The 13,117-nt window shown below is 70.8% G+C and carries 8 protein-coding genes; 4 read left to right on the top strand and 4 right to left on the bottom strand.

Going from position 1 to position 13,117, the window contains the following annotated elements; genetic code table 11:
* Positions 1-94 precede the first annotated feature (94 nt).
* On the top strand, positions 95-589 hold the full coding sequence (locus tag QHF89_RS42125; protein ID WP_136968358.1) for a ferritin-like domain-containing protein: 495 nt from the start codon (positions 95-97) through the stop codon (positions 587-589).
* 50 nt (positions 590-639) lie between these two features.
* A complete protein-coding gene (locus QHF89_RS42130) occupies positions 640-1,467 on the top strand; it encodes a GNAT family N-acetyltransferase (RefSeq protein ID WP_284721641.1) in 828 nt (275 codons plus the stop codon).
* 23 nt (positions 1,468-1,490) lie between these two features.
* Here QHF89_RS42130 and QHF89_RS42135 read toward each other — a convergent pair whose 3' ends face one another.
* The 4 genes from QHF89_RS42135 to QHF89_RS42150 form a co-directional block, all read right to left on the bottom strand.
* On the bottom strand, positions 1,491-5,636 hold the full coding sequence (locus QHF89_RS42135; RefSeq protein WP_136968360.1) for a HEAT repeat domain-containing protein: 4,146 nt from the start codon (positions 5,634-5,636) through the stop codon (positions 1,491-1,493).
* Positions 5,637-5,757: 121 nt separating this feature from the next.
* Entirely contained in the window at positions 5,758-7,707 is a 1,950-nt protein-coding gene (locus tag QHF89_RS42140) for an acyltransferase family protein (protein WP_136968361.1), read from the bottom strand.
* A 27-nt stretch (positions 7,708-7,734) separates the two neighbouring features.
* Positions 7,735-9,018 (bottom strand): S1C family serine protease, encoded by a 1,284-nt coding sequence (locus tag QHF89_RS42145; protein WP_136968362.1) that lies wholly within the window; start codon positions 9,016-9,018, stop codon positions 7,735-7,737.
* Between the two features lie 84 nt (positions 9,019-9,102).
* Positions 9,103-10,464 carry a hypothetical protein gene (locus QHF89_RS42150; protein WP_136968363.1) on the bottom strand — a complete coding sequence of 454 codons (1,362 nt, stop codon included), beginning with the start codon at positions 10,462-10,464 and terminating at the stop codon, positions 9,103-9,105.
* 67 nt (positions 10,465-10,531) lie between these two features.
* Between QHF89_RS42150 and QHF89_RS42155 the strand changes: the two genes are divergently transcribed.
* Both QHF89_RS42155 and QHF89_RS42160 read left to right on the top strand, forming a co-directional pair.
* Positions 10,532-11,254, top strand: coding sequence for a hypothetical protein (locus QHF89_RS42155; RefSeq protein WP_136968364.1), 723 nt, complete (start codon positions 10,532-10,534; stop codon positions 11,252-11,254).
* Positions 11,255-11,293: 39 nt separating this feature from the next.
* Positions 11,294-12,832 (top strand): hypothetical protein, encoded by a 1,539-nt coding sequence (locus QHF89_RS42160; protein WP_136968365.1) that lies wholly within the window; start codon positions 11,294-11,296, stop codon positions 12,830-12,832.
* Positions 12,833-13,117: the final 285 nt, after the last annotated feature.

A 13,117-nucleotide genomic window follows, 5' to 3' on the forward strand; every position in this document is an offset into this window, starting at 1 on the left:
CCGGGCCGCGCGGCGCTTGCGGTGGACAGGGGGCCTCGCCACGTAGCCCCCGAGGGCGCGGCGCCCTCCACGGGACGAAAGGGAAGAGGCGGACATGGACGAGAAGATCCTCCAGTGTCTGAACGAGCTCATCGCGCTCGATCTCGCGTGCTCCGCGGCCTACGAGGTCGCGCGCGGGGTCTCGCGGGACGAGGAGATCCAAGGGACGTTCGCCGCGTTCCGGGAGGACCACCTGAGGCACGTCGCCGAGCTTGGCGAGCACGTCCGGCGGGCTTTCGCCGAGCCGCCGCGCGAGCTCGATGCGAAGGGCGAGATCATCCGGGCCTTCACCACGCTCGCCGCGCAGGAGGATCGAACGGCGGTGCTGGTGATGCGCGGCAACGAGGAGCTCTCGAACAACGCGTACGCGTCGGCATTGCGAGCGGGGCTGCCGGAGGAGATCCGCGCGCTCGTCGCGGCGAACTTCGAGGACGAACGGCGGCACATGAGCTGGATGCGCGCCGCCGTGCTCCTGCGCGGCTGGGACGTCGAGCAGCCGGAGATCCGCGAGCTCGCGGCCGAGGCGCGAGGCGCGCGCAAGGCTGCCTGACGAGGGCGTGCGGAGGGCGTGGCCGTTCTGCCATGGTACGTTCCCGACCCATGCACGAGGTGTTCACGTCGAGGCCCGCGACAGCGGCCGACTACGACGTTTACGCGCGTCTGCTTCCAGAGCTCGGCGTCGATGATCCCACGCTGCCGCGCGAGGCATGGGCCGGCGATCTCATGCCGCATACCCTGATCCTGGAGCGAGGCGGCGACATCGCGGGGTATGCGTACGTCGTGGCCCTGAAGGAGACGGGCTACGTGCGTCACGTGGTGGTCGCGCCCGAGGCACGCGGCAAAGGCGGAGGGCGCTCGCTGCTGCGGGCGAGCGCCGAGCGATTCCGCGCGGCCGGGTGCTCGCGCTGGTGCCTCAACGTGAAGGTCGGCAACGTCGTCGCGATCGCGCTGTATTCGTCCGTCGGCATGACCAGGAACTACGCGTCCACGGCGATGCGGCTCGGCTGGGACGTGCTTTCGCGCTTGCCAGGCGGCGAGGAGGGGATCATGGCGCGGAGGGTCGAGCCGCACGAGGACGCCGCGCTGGAGGCGGCCTTTGGCCTGCCCCTCGGTACGATCGCGCTGAACCGCGCGCGGGCAGGGGCGGTGCTCCTGCGCCTCGTCGATGCGGCCCGGCCGGACGAGGCGCGGCTCGGGATCGCGTGCTTCCATCCGAGCTACCCGGGGTCATTCCCGTTCCGCGTGGCCAGGCCGACGCTCGCGCGGCCGCTGCTCGAAGCCGTCCGCGCGCATGCGCCGCCGGAGCAAGACGTCACGCATGTCGTGGTGGAGGACGACGCCGAGACGAAACGCGCGCTCGTCGAGGCAGGCGCGTTGGTGCGGGTCGAGATCCTCAACATGGGAGGCCCGATCCCGGAACGCGTTTGACGGGACGGAAACGACTCCGTCCCTCAGTTCGTGGCTTTGCCGCCGAGCAGGTCCGCGGCCGTCTTGCGGATGCGGGGCTCCGGGTCGCTCGCGGAGAGCTTGCGCAGGATGGGCTCGGCGGCGGCGCGATCGAGCGAGGCCATCGAGAGGGCTGCGGCCTCGCGCACGAGGGCATACGGGTCCTCTTGCGCGATCGTGGTGAGGGTCTCGAACGCGACCCGGCCCGTCGCGCCCGCGCCGAGGCGGCCGAGCGCTTCGGCGGCGCGCACGCGGAGCGGCCAGCTCGGCGCTTCACGGCCGAGGCGCGCGACGGCGGCAATGGTGGCCGGGTGTTTGACCCGGCCGAGCGCGGCGAGCGCTGCCCGTCGCACGCTCTCCTCGGGATCGGAGAGCGCGTCGATCACGGCGTCCTGCGCCTCCTTTTCGGGCCTCCGTGCGAGGAGCTCGACCGCGCGCGTGCGGACCTCGAGCGCCGGATGGCGGACGAGCGCGACGAACGCAGGCACGACGGCCGCGGCGATGCGCTCGATCGCGGCCGAGGTCGCGCGCGCCGATTCGGGGTCGAGTTTGTCGTCGGGGCCGAGGAGCGGCGCGAGGGAGAGTTCAGCGTCGTTCGCGAGCAGCGCGTCCGCGACGACGCGCGCGCGATCGGGCGAGGTCGAGGCTGCGGCCACGGCAGCTCGTTCGAGCGAGGGCGCGAGCGCGACGAGCGCGCGGGCGCGGGCTCCCGCGACGCGCGCCGCGTCCGGGCCGAGGCCCGCGAGGATCTCCTTCATGGAGAGCGGACCATCGGGCACGGGCAGCGCCTCGCCCGTGCGGGAGAAGTTTTTCGTGGCGAGGGCAGTCGCGGCCGCGACGGCGGTGCGGCGCATCGACTCGTCGGTCGCGAACAGGCTCGACGCGAGGGCGTTCTCGGCCGAGGCGCTCTGCGCGGCGTCGCCTTTCGGCGCGAGGCGCGCGAGGGCGACGAGGGCCGCTTGCCGGAGGACCGGCTCGTTCGTGTCGGCGAGCGCGACGAGCATGTGGAGGTTGTCGCTCTGCGAGGCGCCGAGCTCCGCGAGCGCGTGCACGGCGGCGGCGCGCGCGGTGGCGCCGGCCTCGGGCGCGCGGGCGAGGGCCACGAGCGCGGGCGTGTACTTCTTGTCGTGCGTGAGCCCGAGGCCGAGGGCCGCGACGCCGCGCACCTCCGGCGAGGTCGAGCCGAGAAGTTTGACCAGCAAAGGTTCGGCCTTCTTGTCGCCCATGCGCGCCACGCCCCAGGCCGCGGCGACGGCGATGGAGTCGCTCGGCAGGAGGGCCGCGCCCGTGTCCTTCGGCGCGAGCATCTGCTCGTACCGCGGCAGGATTGACGGGTCGCGCAGGGCGCCGCAGGCGATCATGGCCCGCACGCGCAGGCTCTTGTCGGCCTGGCCTGTCGCGTAGTTGTAGAGGGCCGGGCCGGCGCTCTTGTTCTCGACGTACGCGAGGACCTCGATCGCGATCTTCTGCTGCGACTCCTTGTCGTCGGCGAGCGCGTCGAGCAGCGGCTTGATCGCACGCGCGCCGATCTTCCCGAGCTCCGCGCGCGCTGCCCTTGCCGCGGGCGACGTGCCGCCCTCGTGGCGCACCTTCTGCACGAGCGGCAGCGTCATCGCGCCGTAAAGCTCGACGAGCAGGCGCCGGTAGATGCCCTTCTGCGGGTTGCCGACGGCGACGGGCAAGAGCTCGCGCTCGAGTGATTCGAGCGAGTTCTTGCCGAGGTTGATCTGCATGCTCATGCGCGCCGCGCGCGAGACGAGCTCCTCGTCGGGCGAGGAGCGCACGACGCGGCGGAAGAGCCTGTCGGCCTCATCGACCTGGCCACTCGACAGGAGCAGCTCGGCGAGGTCGAAGTAGACCGGGAAGAGCCTGTCGTTCCGCTGGATGGCTTGCCTGTACTCGGCGATCGCGTGCGGAAAATCCTGCCGCCGCCGGTACATGTCGCCGAGCTTCTGGTGGCCGTTCGCGTCCTCGGGCGAGAGCTCGACGGCGCGCGCCGCGTACTTGATGGAGTCGTCGTCGCGGTAGAGCTCGGCCGCGTACTGGGCCATGCGCTGGTAGAACTCGCGCGCGCGCTTCGGGTTCACCTCGACGAGCTTTTCGAGGACGCCGATCGCGCCGAGCAGGTTCTGCTCCAGCACGAGGATCCGTTCGAGCGCGAGCAGGCTCTCCTCGTCGCCGGGCGCGAGCTCGGTGACCTTGCGCAACGTGGCCTCGGCGTCCGCGAGGCGATGCAGGCGGCGCTGCACCTCGGCGAGCAGCCGGCCGGCTTCGAGGTCGGGCGGGGTGCCGTTGAAGCGCGCGGTGAGCGGCGCGACGCGGCTCGGCAGCTCGTGCGCGAGCGACCACAGGCTCACGATGTGCGTGCGCGCCTCGCGGGCGAGGAGTTTGTCGTTCTGCGCCCCGGCGAGCAGCTCCTCCCAGATCACGCGCGCCTCGGCGTATCGCTGCGCCGCGCTGCCGAGCGTCGCGGCCGTGCGCTCGATCGCGACGGCGAGGTTTTTCTTGTACCGGACGTTGGTCGGTTCGAGCTGGACGGCCTCGCGCAGCGCGTTCAGCGCTTCGAGTGGCATGTCGTGGTCGAGGTAGACCTCGCCGAGGAGGGAGTTCGCCCGCGCGCGGTTCGGCACGACCTGCTTGATGCGCGCCCACGTCTCCAGCGCCTTTTTCTTGTCGCCGGCCTGGTAGTAGCGATCGCCGAGGTCGACGATGTACGTGTGGTCGGCGCCGCCGGAGGCCGCAAGCTTCTGCAGGACCTTGAGGGCCTTGTCCTTCTCCTCGACGCGCTCGTAGAAGTCGGCGACGGCGGCGAGGATTTCGGGCTCGCTGCCGACGCGCGCCTCGAGCTCGGTCAGGAGCTTCAGCGCCTTCGGGCGATCGCCGCGCTGGATGAGCGTCTCGCAGAGCTCGAAGACGAAGTCCGGGTTGCCGGGCGCGGCCTTGATGAGCGCCTCGTATTCCTTGATCGCCGCGTCGAGCTCGCCCGCGGTCTGCAGGAGGTGCACGAGCTTCAGGCGTACGTCGATCGCGCGGCTGTCGATGCCGAGCACCTTGCGGTACGTGGCGATCGCCTTGTCGACGTCGCCGGTCTCTTCGTAGAGGCCGCCCAGCGTGGCGAGGCGCTGCGCGTCCTGCGCCTTTTCGGCTTCGAGGATCGGGATGAGCTCGGCGAGCTTGCCTTCGGCGCGGAAGGCGTCGGTCATGATGACCAGGATCTCGGCGCGCACGCCGGCCGCGCCGCCCGCGACCGTGAGCGCGCGCTTGAGCACGCTCAGCGCCTCCTCGGTCTTCTTCTGCCGCGCGAGGACCTGGCCGAGATCGCGGAGCGCCGGCGCGAGGGCGCGGTTGTCGCCAGCGGCGGCCTTCACGAGCTCGCGGAACTCGACCTCGGCGCGATCGTAGAGCGAGCGCGCGAGCAGCTCCCGGCCGAGCTCGGCCTTCACGAAGAGCGAGCCCTGCGCGGCCTTCACGAGCGCGTCGTGGTGCTTCTTCGCGGCCTCGAAGTCCTTCAGATCGAGGCAAAGCCCGAGGAGCGTGCGCGTCGTCTGCTCGAAGTCCGGGCCGGGCTTGAGCAGGGCGAGGGCTTTTTCGTAGCTCGCGCGGGAGGCGGACTTATCGCCGCGCTCGGACTGGAGCTGCGCGAGGGCGAGGATGGCCTGCGGATCGTTCGGCTTCTCGGCGATCGCGGCCTCGTACGTCTTGACGGCGTCCTCGGGGCGGCCGTCGAGCTTGTAGATGCCGGCGAGCGCGACCTTCGCGGCCCAGGCGTCGGTGCCCGGCGTGGCGGCGCGTTTTTCGAACTCCTCGACGAGCTTCTTGATGTTGCCGTCGCGCTCCCGATAGAGCTGCGAGAGCCGCTGGAGCGGGAACGGCGCGCTCGGCTGCGAGATGACGATCGCCGTGTACCGCGCGATGAGCGCGTCGCTCCCCGGGCCTTTGCCCGTCGCGTCGGCGTCGCCCTGCGGCTGCTTCGGCTGCTTCGGCTGCGCGGGCCGGCTCCCGCCGCCGGGCTGCGGGTTCGGCTTCGGGGGCTTCTTGCGGTTGCGCCCGGACGGGTCGAAGTCTGCGGCCTCGGCGCTGGGCGGCGCGAGGACGGTCGCGGCGAAGGGCAAGCCGAGGAGCAAGCAGCCGGCGAGGACGTGGGAGCGCACGAGCGCAGGGTATCACGCGGAGACGCGTCGAGCCTGCTCGCACCACGCGGCGCGGGCGGGCCCGTCCGCGCGCCCTGGGAAGCCCGGCATCACGGGACATTCTCCGCGGACGCACGTGGTCTCAGGGCTGCGTCGCGGCGGCAAATGCGGCGCGGTAGGCGGGCAGGAGGCGGCGTGCGCCCGCGGGCGTGAGGTGATGGTGGTCGCAGTAGAGGGAGCGGCCGTCGACGCCCGCGATCGGGAGGCCCTCCGCGGTGGAGAGCGCGCCGATGGAGTCGACGAGCGTCGCGCCGGCGGCGACGATCTCCGATTCGAAGGCTTGCATCGGGCTCGGCACGTGAAGCTCCGCCAGCGTGACCTCGCCGCTCGGCGGAGCGAGGCCCACGAGGGCGCGCCGCGCGAGCTCTTGTGGCACGTCGACCGCGTATTTCGGCACCTCGCGCTGGAACCAGACGCGCACGCCGAGCGCCCGGAGATCCTTGATGGTCAAAAGGAGGGCCTTCACGAGCGGGTCGTGGCTCGGCGGATCTTCGCGGAAGTACGAGCTCCAGTAGGCGACCAGGACGACGTCGGTGATGCCGGCGGTCGGGATCAACTCGAAGAGGGACTCGCTGTACGGCAAGGCCCGTTCGTTGAGGCCATACGTTTCACGCACGTAATATCCCCGCACGGGCGCGGTCGAGGCGTGGGTCGCGACGAGCCCTTTCCAGCCGACGTCGCGGCACGCCTCATCGATCGCAGACATGACGGCCATGGCGTGGCTGTCGCCCCAGACGAGGACCGTCGGGTCTTTGTCCTCGTCGCGGACGCCGATCGAAGGCAGGTTCCGCGCGCGCATTCGATCGAGGCCGACGATGTGCAGGTATTTCGGGTCGATCTTGGCGTCGAGCCATCCGAGCGCGGCCGGCGGGACCTGCGAAATCTCTCCATGCGCGGAAATGGAGGCGCCGCCGAGCAGGAGCGCGCCCATGGCGACGGCGGCCCCGCCCGCGACCCAGGCGCGGCTCCGGCGCGGGCGAGGTTTGCGGAAAGGTTGCTCGACGAAACGCCACGAAAGCACGGCCAGCACGAACGCGCCGAGGACGACCGCGCTGCGAAAGAGCCACGCGTCGCCGCCCACTTTCCAAGAATGGGCAATCGCGAGCGGAGGCCAGTGCCAGAGGTAAAACGAATACGAGACGAGGCCGAGGAAGACGAACGGGCGTGAGGCGAGCGCGAGGCCGCTCCAGGTGGGCGGCGGTCCGGCCACGCTGCGCAGGTTTGCCAGGAGGAACAGGAGCGCCCCGAGGCACGGCGCGGCGGCGGCCACGCCGGGGAAGGGGGTTTCCCGGGTGAAGAGAAGGCAGCACGCGGCGATCAGCGTGAGGCCGCCGATCGAAAGGAATTCACGCGCGTGGCCGAGGCGCGCGAGGGGTTTGGCAGGGACGAAGGCGAGGAGCGCGCCGGCGAGCAACTCGAAGGCGCGCGCGGGGAGGAGGTAGAAGGCCGACGGTGGGTCGATCCGCGTGACGCGGATGCTCGCGGCCAGGCTCAGCGCGGCGGTGATCCCGAGGACGAGCGCGAGGCGCAGGTGCGAGCGCTTCACGAGGCGAAAGGCGAGGAGGAGCAGGGGCGGGAACAGGAGGTAAAACTGCTCCTCGACGGCGAGCGACCACGTGTGGAGCAAGGGTTGCTCCTCGGCGCGCGCGGAGAAATAGCCGAGGTTGTTCCGGTAAAACACGTTCGAGGCGAAGGCCGCGAGGTACATGGCCGAGCGGCCGACGCCTTCGAGCGCGTCCGGCGGGAGGAATGCGATCGACAGGAGGAGCGCGGCGGCGCTGGCCGGCACGAGCGCAGGCAGGATCCGCCGGGCGCGCCGCTCCCAGAAATCGGCGAGGCGGAACGTGTCGTCCCGGAGATCCCGGAGGATCAGCGACGTGATGAGGAAGCCGGAGATGACGAAAAAGACGTCGACGCCGACGTACCCGCCCGGGAGCCCGAGATCGGCGTGGAAGAGGACCACGCTGGTCACGGCGACTGCCCGGAGACCGTCGATCTCGGGCCGGTAGGTGGGAGATTGTTCGGGCTTCAAATCGAATCGCGCGTCACCGCGCGGAGCTCATTCGTATCCGGAGAGGCGCCAGTGCCCCTGCTCGAAGCGGAAGCGCATCGTCCGGCGCTCGCCCGAGCCGAGATCCATGCCGACGCGCACGAAGCCGCGATCGTCGTAATCACGCACGTCCTTCTCGACGACGCGCGAGCACGGGTCCCCGTTGACGCCCTTCTGACGCTTCAAATCGACGTAAAGGTACGCGAACGTGAGCCCGCGCAGGTGCTCCATCACGTCGCCCTTTTTCACGGCGGACACGAGCTCGCCAAAGGCCTCCTCGTTGACCTTGGGTTTGCCCGGGGTGAGCTCGCCCGTGTCCTCGTTGCGTTGCGGAGGACCATTCTCGATGTAGCGGAGCTCCCAGGTGGGCACGCCGCGGTCGGCGACGAGGCGATCCGAGACCAGCGCGACGGTGGAGATCGGAGGCTCGCCGCCGATGCTGAGCTCGTCCATGAGCTCCTTGCAGGAGGTCTGGATCTGCTTGATCGTCGCCTGGACGTCCGACTTCGCCGGCACCTTGAAGGCGCGCTCGAGCACGCCCTTCACCGTGGCGGCGGGGACCGCGCTGTAGAGGTTGTCGTTCGAGCGCATCGTCAGGGTGTTGATGCCAATGACCTCGAGCGAGTCTTTGCGGAAGAGGGGGCCGCCGCTGTTGCCCGGATCGATCGCGGCCGTGTGCTGCAGGAACGAGGACTTGTGGCCGCGCACCGTGACCGAGAAATCGGCGTTCGAGATGGTGCCGCTCGTGAGGCGGTACGATTGCTGGTCGCCGACGCGCGGATACCCCGAGGCCTGGACCGACTCGTCGTTCTTCACGCCGACGTCGGCGAGCGTGGCCACCGCAATGGCGCTCGTCGCCAGGCTCTCGGGCACCTTCACCACGGCGACGTCATACTTGTCGTCGGTATAAAGGACCTCGCAATCGCTGAGCGAGGTGTGTTCGTCGAGGACGATCGTGACCTTGGGCGCGCTGTCCACGACGTGCCGGTTCGTGATGAGCACGAGGCCCTTGCCGTCCGGCGCTTTGAGGAAAAACCCGCTGCCGGTCGAGGTCCAGCCCACGCCGGCGGTGCCCACGGCGTCCGGGAGGCGCGACTTCTTTACCGTGTCGACGAACGCGGTCTTCACGTCTTCGGGCAGCTCGGCCTTGACACGCACGGTGGCCTTGCGCTGCATCTCCGGGACGTTGACCTTGGCGGCGGGCGCGGCGGGCTCCTTCGTCTCCGGCAAAGGCGTCGAGCCGCCGCAGCCCATCAAGAAAAGAACCAATCCGAACGCGAGCCTGGGAGCCATCGGCACATTCCTCGTGGGGGTGGATGGAAATCGCAAAGCTCGATCAGACACGACTCCGAGGACGTTGGCAAGTCGTGCCAAGAATCAGCGGCGAAACGTGGACAATGCCGCGAGGAGCGCAAACCCGAGCGTGACGAGCGTGATGGCGAGCGCGACGCGGAGCGCCGGATGGCGCTCGCGCGCCGCCGCCACGATACGCCGTTGATCCTCGGGCGGAATGGGCGCGCCCGCCTCGTCGCTCGCTTCGAGCGAGACGGCCGCAGCGAGGTTCGTGTCGAGGTCCCGCTGCGATGCCCGCGTCCGCACGAGGATCAAGAGGACCTCCGCGAGCGCCGCGACCGCGACGAGGAAAACGGCCGCGCGCCGCGCCGAGGAGGCCCGCGCATGTTCGCGTGCTTCGGCGGCGGCCGATCCGTCGAGGAGGAGTTCGAGGCGAGGCGCGGCGGCGGAGGGGGGTTGTGCCGCGAGGGGCCAGGCAATCGTGGCGACGCCGCGCTCGCCGGGGTCGCCGGAGACGATGACCTGCGCGGGTCCCTCCGGGGGCGTGACGTCGAGGCGGCCGCGGAAGAACCCGACGTCGTCGCGGGTGACGGGGACGACCGCGCCGAGGATGCGGCCTACGTCGGTGACGACGGAGGCGTAGACGCGATCGCGCGGGGCGGGCGAGACGAACGTGAGGCCGGCGTGGAGGTCGGGGTCGAGCCAGATGGCGCCCGGATGCACGGGCAAGAGGCCTTCCCAGCGGCCTTCGTGGCCATCGGGATCCCGGGCGGAGATCACGAGCTCGACGTGGTGCGCGAGCGGCGTGACGGTGAAGGACGCGGCCCCGCGCTCGTTGGTGTCGTTTTTCTCGGGCGTGATCGTCGTGCCGGACCCCGAAAGCGAGAGCGTGATGCCCGCGAAGCTCGGGCGATAGGGCGAGGCGTGCTCGGGCAGGCCCACGGCGACGTCGAGCGTCTCCGGGAAAGGCGAGACGAGGTGGCCGCGGCGCGCGTGCACGAAGAAGCGGAAAAAACCGCTCGAAACGCCCGCGATGTCGCGCGCGGGGGCGGCCTTCGGAGGCGGAGGCCGGAGCGGCACGGTCCCCTCGGCGAGGACCGTTTTTCCCTGGAGGACCCGCACGTCGAGCGGGCCCGTGAGCGGCGCGTTCGCCTCGATCGAGGCTTCGCCGACGCCGTCCGGGCCGAGTGAGACCGTCTCGGGCGCGAGGTTCGTCCCGGCGTTCGTGACCTCGACGGTCACGCCTTCGAGCGCGGCGACGTCGTCCACGCCGAACAATCGTCGCGCGCCTTCGAGGCGGAGGGCGAGGGTCCGGCCGCCGGCCACGGGCACGCCGCGCACCCGCACGAAGGGCGCGGGGTTCGGCGAACCCGGGCCAAAGAGCACGAGCGCGGTGACGATCACCGAGGCCGCGGGCACGACGTAGGTGGCCAGGCGGCCGAGCATGCCATGCGAGTCTACCTTGCCTGTTTGCGTTCGGGCAGCGCATCCGATAGAGCAAGCGCGAGGGACGATGGGAGAGGCAAAGACGAAGAAGGGCGGAAAGAAGGCGCCTTCGCGGGACGAGGTCGTGCTGAAGCTCCGCTCGGATCCGCGCACGGAGAAGCGGTTCGAGCCGAAGAGCTCGCCGTCGGCGATCCTGTCGGTGCTCGCGTTCTCGGTGGCGGCGGTGCTCGTCGGGGCCGGGACGTACGGGCAATGGCTGCGCGACGAGGCGCTCGGGCCGCACAAAGCCGCGCCGTACCTGCTCGCCGCCGGCGCGGCCGTGCTGCTCGTGACGGCGCTGTTCGGGCCACGGGCGGCGCTGCCGATCCGCGTGGGCGACGCGGGCGTCGGGGTCGAGAAGGGCGGAAACGAGATCGAGCGGATCGCGTGGAACGCGGTGCGCCGGCTCGTGCTCGGCGATCGGACGCTGACGGTGGAGGGGGAGGGGACGTCGATCGTGATCTCCCTCGCGGCGCTGCCCGAGGCGGCCGGCAAGGTGCTGCGCGAGGCGCGCGAGCGGATCCCGGCGAAGATGGAGGACATCGCGGCGGGGGCGCTGGAAAACGCGAACGAGGGGTCGGCCGAGACGCTGCCGCTCGAGCCGGCGCAGGTCGCGGGGCTCAAGTGCAAGGCGAGCGGCAAGCTCATCGCGTTCGAGCGCGACGCACGGCTCTGCGGCCGGTGCGGCGAGGTCTACCACAAGGACGCCGTGCCGAAGCGCTGCGCGACGTGTGACGCGCGGCTCAAGTAGTACGTACAAGACGGGTCTGGCTCGGGTACGCTCCGGGCCATGTCGACTTCGCACCTCGATTCTCCGCGCAAGATCCTCGATCTCGGCGCAGGCGCCTCGGCCTGCGCATGGCTCGGGGGCCCGGGCCTCGTCGCGTTTTTGACGTCGAGGCCAGCCCGCATGGCGGTCACGCCCGTGGCGGCGACGAGCGGAGACGCGATCGATCTGCCTCGCATCACCGCGCAGGAGGTGGCGCTGCTGTCGAAAGACGTGGCGCTCGTGCGCGACAAGGAGGGCACGGTGTGGTCCGTGCCGCTCGCCGATCCGTACCGGGTGCGCGAGATCGTACGCGACATGCGGATGCTGCTCGCGCGTCCCTCCGGAGAAGGCGCGCTCGCGATCAGCGACGAGGGCAAGGTGCTCACGCTCTCGCTCGGTCGTGGTGAGGTGGGCGCGCGGCCGGTCGAGGTTCCGGGGCGCATGCGCGCGGGGGACGTGGGGGACGGCGTGACGTACCTGCTGGCCGAGGGGGAAGGCGGCGGGCAGCTTCGCGTGTATCCGGGCACGGCGCCGGAGCGCGGGCCGAGCGCGCGGGTGACGTTGCCGGCGGAGGCGGCGGAGTTCGATCAGGTGCGCGGAGGCCGCGTGTCCTGCGTGGTGTACAAGCGCGGCAGCGCGGGGCTTTGCGTGGTGATGCGGGATGGGGAGCGCGCGGAGGCGTCACTCGTCACGCTGGACGCGCCGATCGCAGATGTCGCGGTGACGGACACGAGCGTGATCGTGGCGTTCGCGAGCGGGAAGCTCGCGCTGTACGAGGCGGCGTCGCTGGCCGCGCCGAGCGAGGGGCCAAAGGTGCCGGTGAGCACGACGGCGGCGGGCGGAAAAGGCCGGCCGCGGGTGCTCTTGGTGACGACGACGAAGGGGGCGACGTCGGTCTGGATCGGGACGACCGAGGGCGAGGTGATGCGCGCCGCGGTCGTCGAGGTGGCCGCGGCGCCGGAGCCGCCGGCCGCGGAGCCTGCGGCGGCGGTCGTCGAGGGGCCGTCGAAGGAGGAGATCGAGGCGCTCCGCAAGGAGGTCGCGTCGCTGCAGGGGGCGCTCTCGGAAAAGGAACGAGAGACCGAGGTGGCGAAGGGCGAGGTCGAAGCGGGAAGGCGTGAGCACGAGGCTGCGAGGGGCGCGCTCGAAGCTGAAAGGCGTGAGCACGAGTCTGTGAGGGGCGCGCTCGAAGCTGAAAGGCGTGAGCACGAGTCTTTGAGGCGCGTGCTCGAAGCTGAAAGGCGTGAGCACGAGTCTGTGAGGGGTGCGCTCGAAGCTGAAAGGCGTGAGCACGCGTCTTTGAGGCGCGTGCTCGAAGCTGAAAGGCGTGAGCACGAGTCTGCGAGGGGCGCGCTCGAGGCTGAAAGACGCGAGCACGAGGCGGTGAAGGGTGCGCTTGAAGCTGCGAAGCAGGAACTCGCGCGCGCCCTCGACGAGCTCCGCGAGGAGCGCGCAAAGTTCGAGCACAGCCTGGGCAAGCGGATCGACGGCGTCCTGCCCGAGCGTGTGCGCGGGGGCCTCGACTTCGTGGTCTCGCTCGTCGAGAACCGGCGCCGCTAGCGTCTGGGGCTTTGCCCCAGGCCCCAGCAGGGGCTGTCCGCCCCTGCACCCGGACCAGCCAGGGGCTGGACCCAAGCTCGACGAACTGCGCTCCGCGCAGTTCGTCGAACAGGCCCGGTCAAGACTGGCAACGACGTTCCCCACCAAAACAGCCGCGCTGTTGGTTCGGCTGGCACCCCGGCTTCTTCGTCGGCCTGTTTGAAAAACTGCGCGGAGCGCAGTTTTTCAACCCTGGGTCCAGCCCCTGGCTGGTCCGGGGTCGAGGGGGCGGACAGCCCCCCGCGG

The organism is Polyangium sorediatum (genome assembly GCF_029946465.1).
Taxonomy (GTDB): domain Bacteria; phylum Myxococcota_A; class Polyangia; order Polyangiales; family Polyangiaceae; genus Polyangium; species Polyangium fumosum.

Coding starts and splice junctions, on each gene's coding strand:
- QHF89_RS42130 (WP_284721641.1), top strand. CDS start 640: ATGCACGAGGTGTTCACGTCGAGGCCCGCGACAGCGGCCGACTACGAC.
- QHF89_RS42155 (WP_136968364.1), top strand. CDS start 10,532: ATGGGAGAGGCAAAGACGAAGAAGGGCGGAAAGAAGGCGCCTTCGCGG.
- QHF89_RS42145 (WP_136968362.1), bottom strand. CDS start 9,018: ATGGCTCCCAGGCTCGCGTTCGGATTGGTTCTTTTCTTGATGGGCTGC.
- QHF89_RS42150 (WP_136968363.1), bottom strand. CDS start 10,464: ATGCTCGGCCGCCTGGCCACCTACGTCGTGCCCGCGGCCTCGGTGATC.
- QHF89_RS42160 (WP_136968365.1), top strand. CDS start 11,294: ATGTCGACTTCGCACCTCGATTCTCCGCGCAAGATCCTCGATCTCGGC.
- QHF89_RS42125 (WP_136968358.1), top strand. CDS start 95: ATGGACGAGAAGATCCTCCAGTGTCTGAACGAGCTCATCGCGCTCGAT.